This is a genomic window from Streptomyces sp. NPDC001502 (genome assembly GCF_042894785.1).
GTDB lineage: Bacteria > Actinomycetota > Actinomycetes > Streptomycetales > Streptomycetaceae > Streptomyces > Streptomyces kutzneri.
In genome coordinates, this window is sequence record NZ_JBIAVW010000003.1 from 156910 (window position 1) to 176912 (window position 20003).

Sequence of the window (20003 nt, forward strand, 5' to 3'; positions counted from 1 at the left end):
TATTCGAGCCTGCGTCACTGCTGGGCCCTCCACATTTCTTCGAGCATGGTGATCTGGTCCTGGTCGAGATCGACCAGGTCGAGGTCCGAGGGGGTGTACCCCGCGGACGTGCTGCCGTCGGCCCAGGCGGCGAGGGAGTCCACGGCGGCCGTCCAGCCGTCCGCGAGCTGCCCCACGGTGTCCTGGGAGAGCGCCTCGCCCGCCCAGATGAAGTGGGCGGTGAGTTCCGGCCCGCCGTCCCCGTCGGTGATCTCCGCGGTGATCTCCAGTACGTGGGAGAGCGGCATCGCCGGGTCGGGGCGGGCGGACAGGGCGTCCGCCTCCGGGGCCGGGCCCCAGGCGGAGCCGGCCCGGCCGGTCTGCCGGCCCAGGTAGTTCCACAGGATCTCGGCACGGGTCGCCGGGTCGAACAGCCTTGCCGTGGCCGGGTTGTTGTAGCGCAGCAGACCGGCGCCGAGCCCGCCGTCGGGCACCGCCCGCAGCAGCTCCTTGACCTCCTTGAGCAGCGCCCCGGCGTCCGTGCGCCCGGCGGCCACCGCCGCCGGGTCGTACGCGCCCACCGGCAGCCGCAGCGGGTGGATGCTGGTCAGCCAGCCCACCGTGCGGGTGAGGTCGGCGCCCGGCAGCAGCTCCTGCTCCCGGCCGTGCCCCTCCAGGTCCACCGTGAACCCGTCCGGCCGGGGCCGGCCCGAACGGGCCGCCCAGTCGCCGACCGCCAGGACCAGCGCGCTCAGCAGGGTGTCCCCGACCGTGCCGTGGAAGGCGGCCGGGACGGCCTGGAGCAGCGGAGCCGTGCGCTCCGCGGAGATGCGTACGGACAGCCGGCGCGCGGTGGCCGCCGTGTCGGTGCCCGGGTCCAGCGGACGTCCCGCGAGCAGCGGCCTGCCGGGGGCGGCGGCCAGCCAGCGGTCGAGCTCTGCGGTGCGGCGTGGGCTCTGCGCCTCGGCCAGCAGGTGCGTGGTCCAGGCCCGCAGCGGGGTCCCGACCGGCTCCAGGACCGGTGTCCGGCCCGCTGCGGCGGCCTCGTGGGCGGCCTGCAGGTCGGGCAGCAGGATCTGCCAGGACACCTCGTCCACCGCGAGGTGGTGGACGACGAGCAGCAGCCGGCCCGGCTCGTCCGGACCCCGGTCGAGGTGCACGGCGCGTACGAGCGCCCCCGACTCGGGATCCAGCAGGCGCCACACCCGCTCCGACTCGGCGGCGACCAGCTCGCGCAGGGCGGCCTCCGACAGGCCCGCCGCGTCCACGCCCTCCAGGACGGCGGCGGCGTCCACCGCACCCGCCGGCCGGATCTCCGCGCTCCACACCCCGGGACGGGGCACGGTCAGCAACTGGCGCAGCGCGTCGTGGTGGTCCAGTACGGCCTGCAGCGCGGCGGTCAGCTGCGGGCGCCTGGCCCCGGCGGGCAGCCGGACCAGCCGGGCCTGTGCGAACGAGGCGAACGGGCCGCCCCGTTCGGCCAGCCAGGACGCCACCGGGGGCAGCGGCAGCGGGCCGGGCCCCGCGTCGGCCGTACGGGCGGCGGCTGCGGCCGGGCCCTCGGGCACGGTGGCGACCGATGCGAGGGCGGCCGGGGTCGGGTGCGTGAAGATCTGCCGGGCGGAGACGGTCAGCCCGGCCTTGCGGGCCAGCCCCACGAGCCGGATGGAGACGATGCTGTCGCCGCCGAGCTCGAAGAAGTTGGCGTCGGGGCCGACCCCGGGCAGCCCCAGCACCTCACCCATCAGGGCGCACAGGATCTGCTCGGGGGTCCCGGCGGGCGCCCGGGCGGCCTGCGGGAGCGGTGCGGCCGGTACGGCGATCACCGGCGCGGGCAGCGCCCGCCGGTCCAGCTTGCCGTTCGGGGACAGCGGCAGCCGCTCCAGCACCGTGAACACGGCCGGGACCATGTACTCGGGCAGGCGGGCGGCGGCCAGGGTGCGCAGGGCGGCCGGGTCGAGGGTGGCGCCGGGCGCCGGGACCGCGTAGGCCACCAGGCGGCGTACGCCGGGCTGGTCCTCACGGACGACGACGGCGGCCTGCGCCACTTCCGGCGCGCTCGTCAGTACGGCCTGGATCTCCCCGAGTTCGATGCGGAAGCCGCGCAGCTTGACCTGGTCGTCGGCGCGGCCGAGGTAGTCGATCCGCCCGTCGGCGAGGCGCCGGACGAGGTCCCCGGTGCGGTACATCCGCGCGCCCGGGGCGCCGTACGGGTCGGCCACGAAGCGCTCGCCGGTCAGGGCCGGGCGGCCGAGGTAGCCGCGGGCCAGCTGGACGCCGGCCAGGTACAGCTCGCCGGGAACCCCCACGGGCACCGGCCGCAACTGCTCGTCGAGCACGTACACGCGGGTGTTCCACACCGGCAGACCGATCGAGGCCGAGGCCCGTCCCTCGGCGGCGGTGCGCGCGGTGCAGGCACCGGAGGTGACGTCGACGGCCGCCTCCGTGGGGCCGTAGAGGTTCTCCAGTGCCACCGGGGCGCCCCCGGCCGAGGCATGGAAGCGGGTGACGAGTTCGCTCGGCAGAGCCTCGCCGCTGCACACGACCAGGCGCAGGGTGGGGTAGTGCGCGATCCCGGTTTCGCCGAGGAAGGCGGCGAGCATGGAGGGGACGAAGTGCAGGACGGAGACGCGCTGTTCGCGGATCAGTTCGGCGAGGTAGCGCGGGTCCTTGTGCCCGTCGGGGCGGGCGATGACCAGCGGGACGCCCTCGGCGAGCGGCCAGAAGAACTCCCACACCGACACGTCGAAACTCGCCGGGGTCTTCTGCAGCACCCGGTCTTCCGGGCGCAGGGTGTAGGCGTCCTGCATCCACTTCAGCCGGTTGACGATCGCCTCGTGCTCGACCAGTACGCCCTTGGGCTTGCCGGTGGAGCCGGAGGTGAAGATCACGTAGGCCGGGTGGCGGGGCAGCAGGGGTGCGCGCCGCTCCGCCTCGGCCAGGTCCGAGCCGTCCAGATCGGCGAGCCGGGACCGGACGCCGGGGGAGTCCAACAGGACCCGCTCCCCGTCGGCTTCGGGCGCGAGCAAGGTTCCCGACAGGCTGTCGGTAAGTATCAGGACGGGCTCGGCGGTACGGGTCATGTACGCGAGGCGCTCGGTGGGCAGGCCGAGGTCGAGCGGCAGGTAGGCACCGCCCGCCCGGACCACCGCGTGCAGGGCGACCACCAGGTCGAAGGAGCGCGGCAGGGCCACGGCCACCACCGACTCGGGGCCGACCCCGTGGCCGATCAGCAGCCGCGCCAGCCGGTTCACCCGCTCCTCGAAGTCGGCCCGCGACAGCTCATCGCCCTCGAAGACCAGCGCGGGGCCGGTCTCCTCCTTCGCGCCCGCCGACACCAGCGCGGCCAGCGTCCGCGGTCCGCCCAGGGTGCGGGCGGTGTCGTTCCAGCCGTGCAGCGCGAGCTCCCGCTCCGCCGGATCCAGCAGCTCGACCGCCGAGACCGGCCGGTCCGGCGCCTCCACGACCGCGTCCAGCAGCAACAGCAGCCGCCGGGCCAGCAGTTCGACCGTCCCGCGGTCGAAGAGATCCGTCGCGAAGCGGATGCCGCCCGCGATCGCCCCGTGCTCCTGGGAGGCCCCGAAGGCGATCTCCAGGTCGAATTTGGCGCCACCGGTCTCCACCGTGAACTCCCGGGCCGGCAGCCCGAACAGCTCGGGAACCGCGCTGTCCGTGGAGTGGTAGGTCACCATCGTCTGGAACAGCGGATTGCGCGCACGGGACCGCTCCGGATCCACCGCCTCGACCACCGCCTCCAGCGGCAGATCGGCGTGGGCGAAGGCCGCCAGCCCGGTGTCCCGCACCCGCGCCACCAGCTCGGCGAAGCTCGGGTCCCCGGACAGATCGGCGCGCAGCACCAGCGTGTTGAGGAAGAAGCCGACGAGCCCGTCGAGCTCCTCGCCCTCCCGCGCCGACACCGGACTGCCCAGCGGAACGTCCTCACCCGCGCCCAGCCGGTGCAGCAGCGCCGCGACGGCCGCGTGCGCCACCATGAACAGCGTCGCCCCGCCCTCCCGGGCGATCCGCGCCAGCCCCGCGCCGGTCCGCACCGGGACCTCGAAGGTCACCACGTCCCCCTCGTACGAGGGGACCGCGGGCCGCGGCCGGTCGGTGGGCAGCGCCGCCTCCGCGGGGGCGCCGGCCAGCGCCTGCCGCCAGTACGCGGCCTGCCCGGCCGCCACCGAATCCGGGTCGCCGACGTCGCCGAGCAGCCCCCGCTGCCACAGCGCGAAGTCGGCGTACTGCACCGGCAGCGGGGCGAAGCCGGGCGCCGCGCCCGCCGACCGGGCGGCGTACGCCCGGTCCAGGTCCGCCAGCAGCGGGCCGGCCGAACCCTCGTCCGTGGCGATGTGGTGCACCAGCACCACCAGCAGGTGGTCGTCGGGCGCGGCCCGCAGCAGCGTGACCCGCACCGGCGGTTCGGCCGCCAGGTCGAAGACGTGCCCGCCGACGCGGACCGCCTCCTCCTCCAGCCGGTCCGCCGCCACCTCGCGGACGGTCAGCGTCACACCGGCCCGCCCGGTCGGCAGGACCACCTGGTACGGCTCCTCCTCGTGCTCACGGAACACGGTCCGCAGGCTCTCGTGGCGGGCGACGAGATCGCGCACCGCCGCCTCCAGCGCCCCGGTGTCCACCGGCCCGCTCAGCCGCACCGCGAGCGGCACGTTGTAGGTGGTGCTCGGACCGCGCACGCTGTCCAGCAGCCACAGCCTGCGCTGCGCGAAGGACAGCGGCAGCCGCTCGGGCCGCGGGGCGGCCGCGAGGCGCGGGCGACCCGCGCCGGTGCGCTCCGCGAGAAGGGCGGACAGCGCGGCGACCGTCCGCGTCTCGAACAGGTCGCGGACGGCGCAGTCCACGTCCAGGGCCGCCCGGAAGCGCCCCACCGCGCGGGCGGCGAGCAGCGAGTGGCCGCCGAGGGCGAAGAAGTCGTCCTCCACACAAACCGAGTCCAGGCCCAGGACGTCGGCCAGGATCCCCGCGAGGATCTCCTCGCGGGCGTCGCGCGGTGCCCGGCAGGCACCGGCGACCGGAGCGGCGGGCGCCGGCAGAGCACGCCGGTCCAGCTTGCCGTTGGCCGTCGTCGGGAGCACCGCGAGCGGCACCACCACGGCCGGGACCATGTACTCGGGCAGGCGGGCGGCGGCCAGGGCGCGCAGGGCGGCCGGGTCGACGGCGGCGCCGGGCGCGGGGACGGCGTAGGCCACGAGGCGCTGCACGCCGGGCTGGTCCTCGCGGACGACGGCGGCGGCCTGGGCGATGCCCGGGGAGCCGCTGAGCACTGCCTGGATCTCTCCGAGTTCGATGCGGAAGCCGCGCAGCTTGACCTGGTCGTCGGTGCGGCCGAGGTACTCCAGCCGCCCGTCCCGGCTCCACCGCACCAGGTCGCCGGTGCGGTACATCCGGGCGCCCGGGGCGCCGTACGGGTCGGCCACGAAGCGCTCGCCGGTCAGGGCCGGGCGGCCGAGGTAGCCGCGGGCCAGCTGGACACCGGCCAGGTACAGCTCGCCGGGGACCCCGACGGGCACCGGCCGCAGCCGGGCGTCCAGGACGTACACCCGGGTGTTCCACACGGGGCCGCCGATGGAGGCGGAGTTGGCCGCGGAGCCCTCCCCGGCCGCCGGGCAGTCCGCCGCGGTGACGTCGACGGCCGCCTCGGTGGGGCCGTACAGGTTCACCAGACGGGCCCGGCCACCGGGAGCGGCGGCGTGGAAACGGGTGACGAGCTCGCCCGGCAGAGCCTCGCCGCTGCACACGACCAGGCGCAGGGACGGGCAGTCGGCGATCTCGGCCTCACCCAGGAAGGCGGCGAGCATGGACGGGACGAAGTGCAGGACGGAGACGCGCTGTTCGCGGATCAGTTCGGCGAGGTAGCGCGGGTCCTTGTGTCCGTCGGGGCGGGCGATGACCAGCGGGACGCCCTCGGCGAGCGGCCAGAAGAACTCCCACACCGACACGTCGAAGCTCGCCGGGGTCTTCTGCAGCACCCGGTCGGTGGAGTCCAGCCCGTAGGCGTCCTGCATCCAGCGCAGCCGGTTGACGATCGCCTCGTGCTCGACCAGTACGCCTTTGGGCTTGCCGGTGGAGCCGGAGGTGAAGATCACGTAGGCGGGGTGGCGGGGCAGCAGCGGCGCACGCCGCTCCGCGTCCGCGACCGGACCGCCCGGCAGCGCGGCGAGCTCGGCCGCCCGCTCCGGAGCGTCCAGGACGAGGATCTCGGTGCCGGGCAGCTCCGGCAGCGGCCCCAGCGAGGGCAGGTCCGTGAGCAGGCAGACCGGCTCGGCGGTACGGGTCATGTACGCGAGGCGCTCGGTGGGCAGGCCGAGGTCGAGCGGCAGGTAGGCGCCGCCCGCCCGGACCACCGCGTGCAGGGCGATCACCAGGTCGAAGGAGCGCGGCAGGGCCACGGCCACCACCGACTCGGGGCCGACCCCGTGGCCGATCAGCAGCCGCGCCAGCCGGTTCACCCGCTCCTCGAAGTCGGCCCGCGACAGCTCGCGCCCCTCGAAGACGAGGGCCGTGGCCAGCGGATCGCGCCGGGAGCCGGCCGCGGCCAGCGAGTCCAGGGTCTGCGGCGCCACCGGCCGGACGGTGTCGTTCCACCCGTCCAGCACCTGGGCGCGCTCGGCGGGGTCCAGCAGCTCCAGCTCGGCCAGCGGGACCTCGGGGGCCGCGAGGGCCGCGCCGAGCAGCCGCAGCAGCCGGGCCAGCAGGGACCGTACGGTCTCCGCGTCGAACAGATCGGTCGCGTACCGCACCCCGCAGGTCATCGAAGCGGGCGAGCCGGCGGTGCCCGGCGTGCGGCGGAACAGGATCTCCAGGTCGAACTTGGCGTCCCCCGCCATGACCGGGAACTCCTCGGCCGTCAGGGGGCCGAGGGCGCGCAGCGGCTCGGCGCCGCCGTCCTCGTAGGCCACCATCGTCTGGAACAGCGGGTGGCGTGACAGCGAGCGCTCCGGGTTGACCGCCTCGACGACCGCGTCGAAGGGCAGGTCCGCGTGGGCCAGGGCGGCGGCCCCGAAGGCGGCCGTACGGCGCAGCAGTTCGGCGAAGGACGGCTCGCCCGCCAGATCGGCCCGGATGACCAGGGTGTTCACGAAGAACCCGACCAGTGCGTCCAGGGCCTCCTCACCGCGGCCCGCCACCGGACTGCCCAGCGGGATGTCCGTGCCGGCGCCCAGCCGGTGCAACAGCGCCGCCACGGCCGCGGTCACCACCGTGTACATCGTGGTGCCCCGCTCCCCGGCCAGTGCCTCCATCCGTGCGACGAGCTCCCGCGGCACCGGCACGGACACGGTCCGGCCCTCGTGCGTGGGGCGGGCCGGACGCGGGCGGTCGACCGGCAGCGTCAGCTCCTGCGGCAGCCCTGCCAGGGCCTCCCGCCAGAACCCCGCCTGACCGTGCGCCACCGACCCGGCACACGCAGGGTCGCCCAGCAGCTCGCGCTGCCAGAGCGCGTAGTCCGCGTACTGGACCGAGGGCGGCGCGGCCTCCAGGACCCCGCCCGCGCACCGGGCCGCGTAGGCGGCGGCCAGGTCGGCCAGCAGCGGGCCGGCCGACCACTCGTCACCGGCGATGTGGTGCAGCAGCAGGAGCAGCACCTGCTCGTCGGCGGCGGTGCGCAGCACGGTCACCCGCAGCGGCGTCTCGCTCTCCAGGTCGAAGGCGTGACCGGCCGCCGCGTCGAGGCCCCGGCCCAGACCGGCCGGTTCGACGTCGGCCACCGCGAAGGGCACCACCGTCTCCGAAGGCTCCAGCACCCGCTGGTACGGGCCCTCGGCATCCTCCGTGAACAGCGTACGCAGCGCCTCGTGCCGGGCCGTCACCTCCCGCACGGCCGCCTCCAGCGCGGCCGCGTCCAGCTCCCCGCGCAGCCGCAGGGCCAGCGGGATGTTGTACGTGGCGTTCGGCCCCTCCATCCGGTGCAGGAACCACAGCCGTGCCTGGGCGTACGACAGCGGCAGCCGCTCCGGGCGCGGGCCCGCCACCAGGGCCGGGCGGACCGCCGGGCGGACCGCCGCGCGGCGGCCGGCCAGCCGCTCCGCGAGCGCGGCGACCGTGCGCAGCTCGAACACGTCCCGCACCGAGCACTCGGTGCCCAGGGCCGTCCGGATCCGGGCCACCACACGGGTGGCCAGCAGGGAATGCCCGCCGAGCCGGAAGAAGTCCTCGTCGGCGCCGACCGAGCCGATGCCCAGGACCCGGGCGAAGACCTCGGCGATCCGCTCCTCCGCGGCCCCGCTCGGAGCCCGCCCGGAGGTGTCGGCCGTCGCGACCGGAACCGGCAGGGCCGCCTTGTCGAGCTTGCCGTTCACGTTCGTCGGCAGTACCGGCAGCACCATCACGGCGGCCGGGACCAGGTGTTCGGGCAGTCGCTCGGCCAGCTCGGCCCGCAGCCGGACCGGATCGGCCGGGCCCGTGACGTAGCCGACGAGACGCGGCAGGCCCGGGGTGTCCTCGCGGACCACGACGGCGGCCGAGGCCACCCCGTCCAGGGCCGCGAGTTCGGCCTCCACCTCGGCCGGCTCCACCCGGAAGCCGCGGATCTTGACCTGGTCGTCGACCCGGCCGAGGAACTCCAGCAGGCCGTCGGCCCGCCACCGCACGAGGTCGCCCGTGCGGTACATCCGGGAGCCCGGGGAACCGAACGGATCTGCGACGAAACGTTCCGCCGTGAGGGCGAACCGGCGCAGGTAGCCGCGCGCGTTCTGCTCACCCGCCAGGTACAGCTCGCCCGGCACGCCCACGGGCACCGGCCGCAGCCGGCCGTCCAGCACGTGCGCCCGGCTGTTGTCGAGCGGCCGGCCCACCACCGGCGAGACGCAGTCGCCCACCCGCGCCACCAGGGCGTCCACCGTGAACTCCGTGGGCCCGTAGTAGTTGACGGCCTCCACCCCCGGGACGGCGCGCAGGTCCTCCCACAGCGCGGGCGGCACCGCCTCGCCGCCCAGCAGGAACAGCGGCGGCCGCCACTCGCCCGCCAGCAGCCCGGCGTCGACCAGCTGCCGGCCGTACGAGGGGGTGACGTCGAGCGTGTCGATCCGCTGCGCGCGCACGTACGCCACGACCGCGTCCGCGTCCCGGCGCCCGTACTCGTCCAGGACGTGCAGCTCGTGCCCGGCCACCAGCCACAGCAGCTGCTCCCACGAGGAGTCGAAGGAGAAGGAGGCGGTGTGCAGCGCCCGCACCCGGCGCCCGAGCCGCTCGGCGACCGGCAGGTACAGCTCCCGCTCGTGGTCGCGGAAGAGCCGGGTCAGACCGGCGTGCCGGAGCACGACGCCCTTGGGGCGGCCGGTGGAACCGGAGGTGTAGATGACGTACGCGGCGTGCTCGGGGTCCACGGCCACATCGGCCCCGGGCACGGCCGCCGCCAGCCGATCCACGGTGGCGGGGTCGTCCAGCACCACCAGGTCCACGCCGGGCAGCCGGTCCGCGACCGCCCGGGTGGTCACCGCGCACACCGGCGCCGCGTCGCCGAGCATGAACGCGATGCGCTCGGCCGGGTGGTCCAGGTCCAGCGGCAGGTAGGCACCGCCCGCCTTCAGGACGGCGAGCGTGGCCACCACGGTGTCGGCGGAGCGCGGGACGGCCAGGGCCACCACCGCGTCCGGGCCGACCCCGCGCTCGGCCAGCACGGCCGCCAGCCGGCCCGCGCGGTCCTCCAGTCCGGCGAAGGTCAGCCGCTCCTCCCCGGCGACCACCGCCACCGCGTCGGGAGCCGCGGCCGCCCGGGCGGCGAACACCTCCGTCACCGCACCCGGCTCCACCGGCCGGGCCGTGTCGTTCCAGCGGGCCAGCCGGGCCCGCTCGGCCTCGTCCCGCAGCTCCCACCAGGACACCGGGTCCGCCGGGGCCGCCACCGCCGCGGCGAGCGCGCGCAGCAGGCGCCGTACGAAGGTCTCCACGGTCGCGCGGTCGAACAGCGCGGTCGCGTAGAACACCTCCAGTTCGAGGTCCTCGCTGTGGGCCGCGTCCGAGAAGGTGATGTCGAGGTCGAACTTGGTGACCCCGGGATCCACCCGGTCCACCCGGGCGGGATGCCCGAACAGGTTCGCCACGTCCTGGGTCACCGTGCTGTGCGAGACCATCGTCTGGAACAGCGGGTGGCGGGCGGGCGAGCGCTGCGGGTTGACCTCCTCCACGACCGTGTCGAAGGGCAGGTCGGCGTGGTCGAGCGCGGCCAGGTCGGCCGTGCGCACGCGGCCCAGCAGGTCCGTGAAGGACGGGTCGCCGGACAGGTCGGTACGCAGCACCACCGTGTTGACGAAGAAGCCGACGAGCTCGTCGAGCGCGCTGTCGCTCCGCCCGGCGACCGGGCTGCCGAGCACGATGTCCTCGCCCGCGCCGAGCCGGTGCAGCACCGCGGCCACCGCCGCGTGCACCACCATGAACACACTGGTGCCGGTTTCGCGCGCCAGCGAGCGCACGGCCGCCGCGAGTTCGCGCGGCACCGCCTTGAAGACCATGGCGCCGGCCGGGTCGGCCACGGCCGGGCGCGGCCGGTCGGCCGGCAGCCCGGCCTCCGGCGGCAGCTCCGCCAGGGCCCCGCGCCAGTACGCCGCCTGCGTGGCGGCGAGCGAACCGTCGGTCCGTGTCCCGCCCAGCAGCTCCCGCTGCCACAGCGCGAAGTCGGCGTACTGCACGGCCGGAACACCGAGCTCCGGGTCCTCGCCGGCGCACCGGGCCGCGTACGCCCGCTCCAGGTCGCGCAGGAACGGCCCCATCGACCACTCGTCGCTCGCGATGTGGTGCAGCAGGACCACCAGGGCGTGCTCCCCCCGCGCCTCGTCGCGCACCAGGGTCACCCGCAGCGGGGCCTCCCCGGACAGGTCGAAGAGATGGCCGAGCGCGGCCCGCACCGCGGCTTCGGACCCGTCCGCGGTCACGTCGTGGACGCGCAGCCGCACCCCGGCCTCCGCCACGTCCAGCACCCGCTGGTACGGCTCCCCGTCCCGCTCGCCGAACACGGTGCGCAGGGTCTCGTGGCGGCCCGCCACGTCCCGCAGGGCCGCGTCCAGGGCGTCCGCGTCGAGCGCCGCGTCGAACCGCACCACGAACGGGATGTTGTAGGTGGCGCTCGCGCCCTCCACCTGGTGCACGAACCACAGGCGCTGCTGCGCGTACGAGAGCGGCAGCGGGTCGGGGCGCGGACCCGCGACGGGTGCCGGACGGGCGGCTGTCGTGCGTCCGGCCAGGAGCGCGGCGAGCGCGGCCACCGCGCGCGCCTCGAAGACGTCCCGGATCCCGCACTCGGTGCCCAGGGCGGTGCGCACCCGGGCGATCACCCGCGCGGCGAGCAGCGAGTGGCCGCCGAGCGTGAAGAAGTCGTCGTCGGGGCCCACGGTTTCCAGGCCGAGCACATCGGCGAAGACCCCGCAGAGGATCTCCTCGCGGGCGCCGCGCGGGGCGCGCGCCCCGGTGCCCGTGAGCGCGGCCAGGTCGGGCGCGGGCAGGGAACGGCGGTCGGTCTTCCCGTTGGCGGTCAGCGGGAAGGCGTCGAGGACGACCACGGCGGACGGGACCATGTACTCGGGCAGCCGCTCGGCCAGCGCCCGGCGCAGACCCGCCGCGTCGGGGGCGGGCCCCTGGGCGGCGGGGGTGACGTAGCCGACGAGGTGCGGGAAGCCGGGGAGGTCCTCGCGGACCAGGGCGACGGCCCGGTCCACGCCCTCACCGGCGGTCAGCGCGCTCTCGATCTCGCCGAGTTCGATGCGGAAGCCGCGCAGCTTGACCTGGTCGTCGACGCGGCCGAGGAAGGCGATCCGGCCGTCCGCGTGGCGGCGTACGAGGTCGCCGGTGCGGTACATCCGGCTGCCGGCCGGGCCGTACGGATCCGCGACGAAACGTTCCGCCGAGAGCGCGGGGCGGCCGAGGTAACCGCGGGCCAGCTGGTCCCCGGCGAGGTACAGCTCCCCGGGACGGCCTGCGCCGACCGGGCGCAGGGCCCCGTCGAGGACATGGGCGCGGGTGTTCCAGAACGGCACCCCGATGTCCGGGACCCCGGTGTGCCCGGGGTCGAGCCGGCGGGAGGTCGCCCAGACGGTGACCTCGGTGGGGCCGTACACGTTGGTGACCGTGCGGGCGGTGCGCGCGAGCCGTTCGGCGAGCGCGGCGGGCAGCGCCTCCCCGCCGACGAGCACGCGGGTGCCGCCGAGCGAGGCCGGGCGGCCGTCCTCCAGCAGGGCGTGCCACAACGACGGCGTGGCCTGCATGACGGAGGGGCGGTGGGCGTCGACGAGCGTGGCGAGCGCGGCCGGGTCCCGTACGGTGTCGCGGTCGGCCAGGACCACCGTGGCGCCGCTGATCAGCGGGGTGTGGATCTCCAGGGCGGCGATGTCGAAGGAGATGGTGGTGACCGCGACGAGCCGCTGCCCGGGGGCCAGTTCGAGCGCGTCGGCCTGCATGCGCAGGAAGTTCGCCAGGGCCGAGTGCGGGACGACGACCCCCTTCGGGCGGCCCGTGGACCCGGAGGTGTAGATCACGTAGGCGGGGTGGTCACCGGTCAGCGGCGCGGTCCGGTCGGTGTCCGCGGGCGCGTCGCAGGCGCCGTCGGCGAGCTCGGTGAGGGTGTCGGGGGCGTCGAGGACCACGGTTTCGACCCCGTCCACGACCGGGGCGGCGGCCGCGCGGTCCAGGGTGGTCAGGACGCACAGCGGACGGGCGTCCTCGACCATGAACTCCAGCCGGTCGGCCGGGTAGTCGAGGTCGAGCGGCAGGTAGGCGCCGCCCGCCTTCAGCACCGCGAGCAGGGCCACCACGAGATCGGCGGTACGGGGCAGCGCGAGGCCGACGACGCTCTCGGGGCCGGCGCCCCGGCCGATGAGCAGCCGGGCGAGCCGGTTGGCGCGCTCCTCCAGGGCGGCGTAGTCCAGGGTGTCGGCGCCCGCGATCACGGCGGGCACCTCGGGGTACAGCCGGGCGGCCTCCTCGAAGGCGTCGACGACGGTGCCGGCCGGTACCGGGTGTCCGGTGTCGTTCCGGTCGAGCAGCAGGGCGTCACGGGCGGCCGGCGCGAGCAGGTCCGGGCGCCCGACGGGTGCCTGGGGCCCGGCCGCGGCGGCCTCGCGGAGGAAGTGCGCGAACTCGGCGCGGCGCGCGGCCAGCGTCGCGGCGTCGTACGCCTGCGGGTTGGCGTCGAGTTCGAAGCGGATCCGGCCCTCGGCGGCGTCGTGGTAGACGCCGAGGGTGAGGTCGTCGACCGGGCCGGCGGCCACGTTGTGCACGGAGCCGGCCGATCCGGCGAAGTCGAGGGAGTTGTCGAAGGCCTTGATGTTGACCATGGGACCCAGCAGGCCCTGTTCGCGGCCGGACAGCCCGAGGTCGCGGCGGATGTCCTCGGCGCGGTAGCGCTGGTGGCGGCGCAGGTCGCGGACGTCGGCGGCGACCGCGGCGACCAGCTCCGCCAGGGGGGTCTGCGGGCGCACGGCCACGCGCAGCGGCAGCACGTTGACGACCATGGACGGCACCTTGAGGGCCGCCGAGCCGAGCCGCGCCATGGCGGGCAGCGACAGCAGCACGTCCCGGCTGCCGGTGGCCCGGTGCAGGTACGCGGCGAACGCCGCGGTCAGCACATCGGCCCAACTGGCCTTGGCTGCCCGGGCGATGGCGAGCAGTCCCGCCGTCTCCTCCTGGGTCAGGGTGGCGCCGTCGCGCAGGAACGCGTGCGCCGCGGGGAAGCGGGCGCCGCTCAGAGGCTCCGGCTCGGGGTGGTCCGCGAGCCGCTCCAGCCAGTAGGCGCGGTCCTCGGCGAACCGCGGGGAGGCGCGGTAGGCGTGCTCCTCGGCAAGGATCACCTCCAGCCCGCCGAAGGGGGTGGGCGTCGGCTCCTCGCCCCCGGCGAGAGCCGTGTAGACCTCGGCCGTGCGGCGCGAGAGCAGGGAGAACCCGAAGGCGTCCAGCACGATGTGGTGGGCGCGCTGGTACCAGAGGGTGCGGTCGGGGCCGACCTTGTGCAGCGTGAACACGTACAGGGAGTCCCGGACCGGGTCCACGGGGCGCGCCATGTCGGCGCGCATGAGGGTCAGCGCGGTGCCGTACGGGTCGTCCTGGCCGGTGTGGTCGAGTACGGCGACCAGCGGTCCGGCGGCGGGACCGCTCCAGGCGACCTGGTACGGCTCGCCGTCGGGGCCCTCCGCGAAGCGCGCGGTGAGCGCCTCGCTCTCGGCGACCGTCCGCCGCAGCGCCGCCACGAACAGAGCGGCGTCCAGCGGGCCGTCGATCTCGACGTACTGGCCGACGTTGTAGACCGGGGAGTCGGGGTCGAGCCGCTGGCCGTACCAGACACCGGTCTGGGCCCCGGTGAGGGGGAGGCGCTGGGAGGGACGCTCGGTCATGGACATCGTGCTCCAGGTTCGCTGCGGGTCCCCGTCCGGTGGCGGGACCGGCGGGGTGAGGTCGACGGGATGCGGGGGTCTGCGGGCGGGCGGGGCGGGCCCGTCAGGCGGCGGGGGCGGCGGGGGCGGCGGGGGCGGCGGGCTTCAGGCCGGCGGTGCCGGTCACGGTGTCGGGGCCGGGTCCGGGCCGCTCGTCGTCGTGTTCGTCCCCCTCCTCCCCCTCCTCGCGGGGGAGGGTGGCCCTGCGCAGGCCGGGTACGGCGATCGCCACGGCGAGGGCGGCCACGGCGCAGATCGCGCCGTTGACGACGGCCGCGCCACCGGGGCTGAACCAGCGGGCGAGGGCGGCGACCTCGACGTCGCCGACGACGCCTCCGGTGGTGCCCTGCGTGGTGATGACGCTGACGATGCGGCCGCGCAGCCGGTCCGGGGTGCTGTGCTGGACGAGGGCGTACTCGAGGATCTCGTACACCGTTCCGGCGGCGCCGCCCACGGCGAGCAGTGCGAAGGCGACCCAGATGCTGCCGCTGAGGCCGAAGCCCACGGCGGAGAGACCGCCCGTGAACGCCGCGATGATCAGCAGCCGGCCGGGCCGGGCGGCCCGGGTCAGCCAGCCGCTCGTGGCGGAGACGGCGACCGCGCCGACGGCGGGGGCGGTGTAGAGGAGGCCGAGCATGACCTCACCGCCGTGGAACTGCCGGTCGACCATCTCCGGGAAGAGGACGACCGGGAGGTTGAAGAGGGCCATCACGCCGCCGAGCGCGAGCAGGCCGCCGACGACGCGGTTGCGCACCGCGTACTTGAAGGCGACCAGCAGCGATCCGCTGTCGGCGCCGTGCTCGTCCTCGTCGTCCCCGTTGTCCTTGACCGGCGGCAGGGGCCGGATCCGGGAGATCAGCAGGGTGGTGACGGCCGTGGTGGCGGCGGTGAAGGCGAAGACCGGGCCGGGTCCCCACAGGGCGAGGAGTACGCCGCCCAGGAACGGGGCGCTGATGGAGCCGATCTCGCCGGTCAGCGAGATCAGGGCGCCCGCGGCCGGGAGTTGGTCGGGGCGCACGAGCGTCGGGGCGACGGCCATCAGGGCCGTCACGCTGACACCCGTGGCCAGGCCGTCCCAGGCGACGCACACGTAGATGCCCCACAGGGTCGGGTCGGGCAGCATCGCGTTCACGGCGAGGCCGGCGAAGGCGAGGGCGGCGGCGCCGCGGGCCCACACGATCAGGCGCCGGCGGTCGGTCCGGTCGGCCATGACGCCGCCCCAGAGCGAGCCGAGCAGCACGGTGATGCTCATGATCATGCTGGCGACGGCGACCTCGAAGGTCGAGCGCGTCAGTCCGTACACCTGGGCGGACAGGGCCACCGTCGCCATGCCGAGGCCGAACAGGGACACCACGCGGGCGATGAAGATGGCGCGGAAGTCCCTGCTGGCGCGCAGGGGTTCGATGTCTATGACGAAGTCACGCAGAGGCACGGCAGGCTCCGGGGCGGGCAGGTGTGGGGGAGGGGGTCAGGGGGTGGGCGTGAGCAGCTCGGCCCACTGGCGCAGGGTCGGCCGTTCGGCGAGGTCCACGAAGCTGATGCGGGCGCCTTCGGATCGCCACTTCTCGACGAGCGACATCAGCCGGATGGAGTCGAGTCCCTGGTCCAGCAGGTCCTCCTCCAGGGAGACGTCGGAGGGCTCCGTGTAGAGCACGTCGGCGACGTCGCGGACCAGCCGGTCGAGCGTGAAGGACGGGGAAGCGGACATGGAGGGACTCTCTCCTCGGGAATCGGTGGAAAGGCGGCTGTATTTCAGCATTAGGTAAGGCTTACCTAACTAAACGCGAAGGTGCACGTCAAGCCGGGTCCGGTGAACATCCGGCTGCCGCTTTGATGAACTGGCCTCTGGGTGTGATGTGTTGGGCCGGGAGGCGGAATTGCGGCTCAATTTAGGGAAGGCTAACCTAAGTTCGTGATTACTGCCGCCACCCCCCGTCCCCCGCTCGCCGGCACGGACGGCTCCCCGCCGCTGGTCCGACGGGCGCGTCTGCACGACGCCCCCGCCCTGCACGCCCTCTCGCTGGCCTTCATCCGCTCCGGCGCCCTGCGGCCCCGCAGCATCGACCACTACCTGGCGCACGCCGGGGAGTTCCTCCTCGCTACCGGTCGCGGTCGCACCCCGGTCCTGGGCGCTCTCGCCCTGAGCGACGAGGGGGAGGGGACCGCCGTGCTCTACAACTTCTGCGTCGCCCGCGGGAACCAGGGCCAGGGGCTGGGCGCAGCCCTGCTGCGCACCGCGCTCGCCGACGCCGGAAGCCGCCTCGTACGGGAGGTCTTCACGGCGACCACGGGTGGCGCGGCCTTCTTCCGCCGGCACGGCTTCGTACCGGCCGGCCCCGGACGGGCGCCCGCGGCCTGGGCGGGGGCGCTGGACCCCGCACGCGGCTCGGAGGTGCTCTCCCGGAGGCTGTGAACCCCGCACACGCGCGGGGCCGGACCGGAGGACGTGCTCCGGTCCGGCCCCGCGCGTGGGACCGCAGGGGCCGGGCGGCCCCCGGGATCAGCTCCTGGCGACCAGGCTGGCAGGCCGCATGTCGGTCCAGTGCGTCTCCGTGTACGCGGCGCAGCCCTCGCGGCTGTCCTCGCCGTGCACGACGGTCCAGCCCGCGGGCACCTCCGCGAAGGCGGGCCAGAGCGAGTGCTGGTTCTCGGCGTTCACGAGCACGAAGTAGCGGGCGTCGTCGTCCTCGAAGGGGTTGGTGGCCATGGTGTCTCTCCTTGGGTGATGACCGGGACGGTCGGTTCGGGCAGGGGATCAGGGGTGGACGGGGGAGGTCCGCAGGGTGGCGACCGGTACGTCGGGGGCGCGGCAGAGCGCCGCCAGGTCCTCGGTGAACAGGCCTGCGAACCGGGCCGGTTCGGCCTCCTCGTAGAGCGCCGGGTTCACGTCGAAGTCCAGGCGCAGCCGCCCGTCGGGGCCCGCCGCGGCGGACACCGACAGGTCCTCGACCGGCCCCGAGGCGAGACTGACGACCCGGCCGGGGGTTGCGCCGAAGTCCAGCTCCGTCTCGAACGGCCGCAGGTTGACCAGCGGCCCGGGGACACGGCCGCCCCCGTACTCCGGCCACAGCTCGCGCGCCAGTTCCTCGCCGCGCAGCCGCTGGTGACGGCGGAGCAGGGTCAGCTCACCGGCCGCCGCGCGCAGCAGCGTCCGGAAGGTGTCCGCCCCCCGGACCGGCAGCCGCACCGGCAGGACGTTCACCGCCGTGGCGGGCACCCGTAGCGTCCCCGGGCCGGTGCGCGCCGCCGCGTACACGGCGAGCAGGGCCTCGCGCGCGCCGGCCTGTGCGGTCACCCGTACCGCGGTCGCGGCGAGCACGACCTCGGCCCAGGTGACGCGCGCGGAGCGGGCGGTGGCGCGGACGGCCGCGCTGTCCGCCGCGCCGAGGTGCACGGTGTGCCGCCGCGCGGTGTCCTGGGCCGGTGCCGCCCGTCCGGCGGGGGACACGGGCGCGGGGCGGTCGGCGTACCGCCCCGTCCAGTACCGCCGGTCCGCGGCCTGCGCCGCCGAGCCGGTGTAGGCGCGGTCCGCGTCGGCCAGTACGGAGACCGGCGCGAAGGGGGTCGGGCCGGGCGGGCGGCCGTGCACCAGGGCCGTGTAGACCTCGGCGATCCGCCGGCTCAGCAGCGCCACTCCGTACCCGTCGACCGCCAGCAGGTGGAAGTACTGCACCAGCAGATGGTGTTCGGGGCCGACCGTGACGAGCAGGGCGCCGGTGAGGTCGGGTGCGATGCCGGTGCCCGCCGGGTCGGTGAGCGGCTCGGGCCGGGGCGGGCAGGCGAGCTGGCCGCGTACCAGAGCGACGGCGGCGCCCACCGGGTCGGCCGCCGCGGAGGTGTCCAGGCGCGGCAGGCCGCCCCGGGTCATCAGCCGCGAGCGGAGCCAGGGAGCCTCGTCGAAGGTGCGGAGCACGGCCTCGTCGAGCGCCGCCGTGTCGAGCGGTCCCACGAGCTCGATGTACTGGCCCACGTTGTGGCCGGCGTACGAGGGATCCGCGTTCTGCGCCGCCAGGATGTGCGCCTGCGCCCGCCGTGAGTCCGGCCGGCCCGGCCGCCTCCGGGGGATCGGTGCGCGGCACGGCCGCTCAGCCCCGGTGGGCGGGGACGCCCTCGGCGGCGGCCGCCGCCCTGGTCGCCAGAGCGGCCCGCACCTCGCGCTCCGCGACGCGCAGCAGCAGGGAGTCGCAGATCTCGCCCGAGCGCACGGCCAGCGTGGACAGCAGGGAGGCGGTGATGCCGTGGGTGTGCTCGGCGGCGGCGCCCTGGACGTAGATGCCGGCCCGGACGCGGTCCGTGGTCTCCACCCGGTGGTCGCGGCCCACGCGCAGCCTGCCCTGCCCGTCCGTGAGGCACTCCCCGGCCAGGTCGCCGAGCAGCTCGGCCGGCTCGGTGGGCCGGTAACCGGTGGCCAGCACCACCGCGTCGCAGTCGAGGGTGAGGGTCTCTCCCGTGGTGAGGGAGCGCACCACGGCCCGTGCCCCGTCGGGGAGTTCCTCCACCGTGGACAGGGCGGTCGCGTTCAGGATGCGCAGCCGTTCCGTGCCGGCGACCTTCTCCTGGTAGACGGTCCGGTACAGCTGCTCGATCAGATCACCGTCCACCACCGCGTAGTTGGTGTTGGCGTGGTAGCCGATGAGCTGCCGCTTGACCTCCTCCGGGGCGCTGAAGAACTCGTCGACGGCGGCCGGGTCGAAGATCCGGTTGGCGAACGGGCTGTCGTCGGCCGGGCTGTACCCGTACCGGGTGAACACGGCGCAGACCTCGGCGTCCGGGAAGGTGCGGTGCAGATGGTCGGCGGTCTCCGCGGCGGACTGTCCGGCGCCGACGACGACGAACCGGCGATGGGGACGGGCCGTCAGTTCCGGTGCGCGGTGCAGCAGGTCGCGGTTGTGCCAGATGTGCGGTCCGGTGCTGATCCCGTCCGGGACGCGGGGGCGCAGCCCGGTCCCGAGTGCGAGGTTGCGGGTGCGGGTGGCGCGCTGCGGCCCGGTCCCGGACGTGGGCCGGGTGATGACGTCCAGCTGGTCCGCGGCGCCGGCCGGACCCGCCGGGCGTACCTCGACGGCCTCGGTGGCGTAGTCGACCAGCCCGCTGAAGGAAGCGGCGCACCAGCGGAAGTAGTCGTGGAACTCGAGGCGGGTGGGGAAGAAGGACTTCTGGTTGATGAAGTCGGCCAGCCGGTCCCGGTCCTGCAGGTAGTGCAGGAAGCTGAAGGAGCTCCCCGGATTGCGCATCGTCACCAGGTCCTTCAGGAAGGAGACCTGCATGGTGGCCCCTTCGAGGAGCATGCCCTGGTGCCATCCGAAGTCGTCCTGGCGCTCGATGAACGAGGCCCGGATCGCCTCGCCGGGGGCGCGTCGGCCGTTGTGCTCCCGGATCGCTATCGCCAGGGCCAGGTTGGCCGGCCCGAAGCCGATGCCCACCAGGTCCCTGATGTCCGGGAGAGCGTCCCCGGGTGTGGAGCTCGCGTGCGGTGCGGACATGCCCATCCTTCCTCGGTCCTACCCTATGTGGTTAGGTAAGGCTGGCCTAACATCTCTGACGGGCCGGAAGCTGTCAAGTTGGACCCGCGACTGTCTCGAACCACACCAACCCGGCTGCTGGTGAGCGCATTTGGGCACACGGAAGGCCCCGGGGCCGTAGCGGCTCCGGGGT

Annotated in this window: 7 protein-coding genes; 1 reads left to right on the forward strand and 6 read right to left on the reverse strand. The window is 75.2% G+C overall.

All coding sequences use genetic code 11. The features are described from left to right. Positions 1 to 14: 14 nt before the first annotated feature. The 3 genes from ACFY0D_RS05570 to ACFY0D_RS05580 form a co-directional block, all read right to left on the reverse strand. Positions 15 to 14309, reverse strand: a complete 14295-nt coding sequence (locus ACFY0D_RS05570) for an amino acid adenylation domain-containing protein (protein ID WP_390797111.1) — start codon at positions 14307 to 14309, stop codon at positions 15 to 17. A gap of 103 nt (positions 14310 to 14412) precedes the next feature. Beyond that, entirely contained in the window at positions 14413 to 15780 is a 1368-nt protein-coding gene (entS, locus tag ACFY0D_RS05575; RefSeq protein ID WP_390797112.1) for an enterobactin transporter EntS, read from the reverse strand. Between the two features lie 36 nt (positions 15781 to 15816). Continuing rightward, entirely contained in the window at positions 15817 to 16056 is a 240-nt protein-coding gene (locus ACFY0D_RS05580) for a phosphopantetheine-binding protein (RefSeq protein WP_390797113.1), read from the reverse strand. Positions 16057 to 16260: 204 nt separating this feature from the next. Between ACFY0D_RS05580 and ACFY0D_RS05585 the strand changes: the two genes are divergently transcribed. Continuing rightward, on the forward strand, positions 16261 to 16761 hold the full coding sequence (locus tag ACFY0D_RS05585) for a GNAT family N-acetyltransferase (protein WP_390797114.1): 501 nt from the start codon (positions 16261 to 16263) through the stop codon (positions 16759 to 16761). Positions 16762 to 16848: 87 nt separating this feature from the next. Here ACFY0D_RS05585 and ACFY0D_RS05590 read toward each other — a convergent pair whose 3' ends face one another. From ACFY0D_RS05590 to ACFY0D_RS05600, 3 genes are all read right to left on the reverse strand, one after another. After that, a complete protein-coding gene (locus ACFY0D_RS05590; protein WP_030386649.1) occupies positions 16849 to 17055 on the reverse strand; it encodes an MbtH family protein in 207 nt (68 codons plus the stop codon). Between the two features lie 48 nt (positions 17056 to 17103). Continuing rightward, entirely contained in the window at positions 17104 to 18318 is a 1215-nt protein-coding gene (locus tag ACFY0D_RS05595; RefSeq protein ID WP_390797115.1) for a condensation domain-containing protein, read from the reverse strand. Positions 18319 to 18433: 115 nt separating this feature from the next. Then, entirely contained in the window at positions 18434 to 19831 is a 1398-nt protein-coding gene (locus tag ACFY0D_RS05600) for a lysine N(6)-hydroxylase/L-ornithine N(5)-oxygenase family protein (RefSeq protein WP_390797116.1), read from the reverse strand. Between the last annotated feature and the right edge of the window lie 172 nt (positions 19832 to 20003).

Coding starts and splice junctions, on each gene's coding strand:
- ACFY0D_RS05570 (WP_390797111.1), bottom strand. CDS start 14,309: ATGACCGAGCGTCCCTCCCAGCGCCTCCCCCTCACCGGGGCCCAGACC.
- ACFY0D_RS05580 (WP_390797113.1), bottom strand. CDS start 16,056: ATGTCCGCTTCCCCGTCCTTCACGCTCGACCGGCTGGTCCGCGACGTC.
- ACFY0D_RS05590 (WP_030386649.1), bottom strand. CDS start 17,055: ATGGCCACCAACCCCTTCGAGGACGACGACGCCCGCTACTTCGTGCTC.
- ACFY0D_RS05600 (WP_390797116.1), bottom strand. CDS start 19,831: ATGTCCGCACCGCACGCGAGCTCCACACCCGGGGACGCTCTCCCGGAC.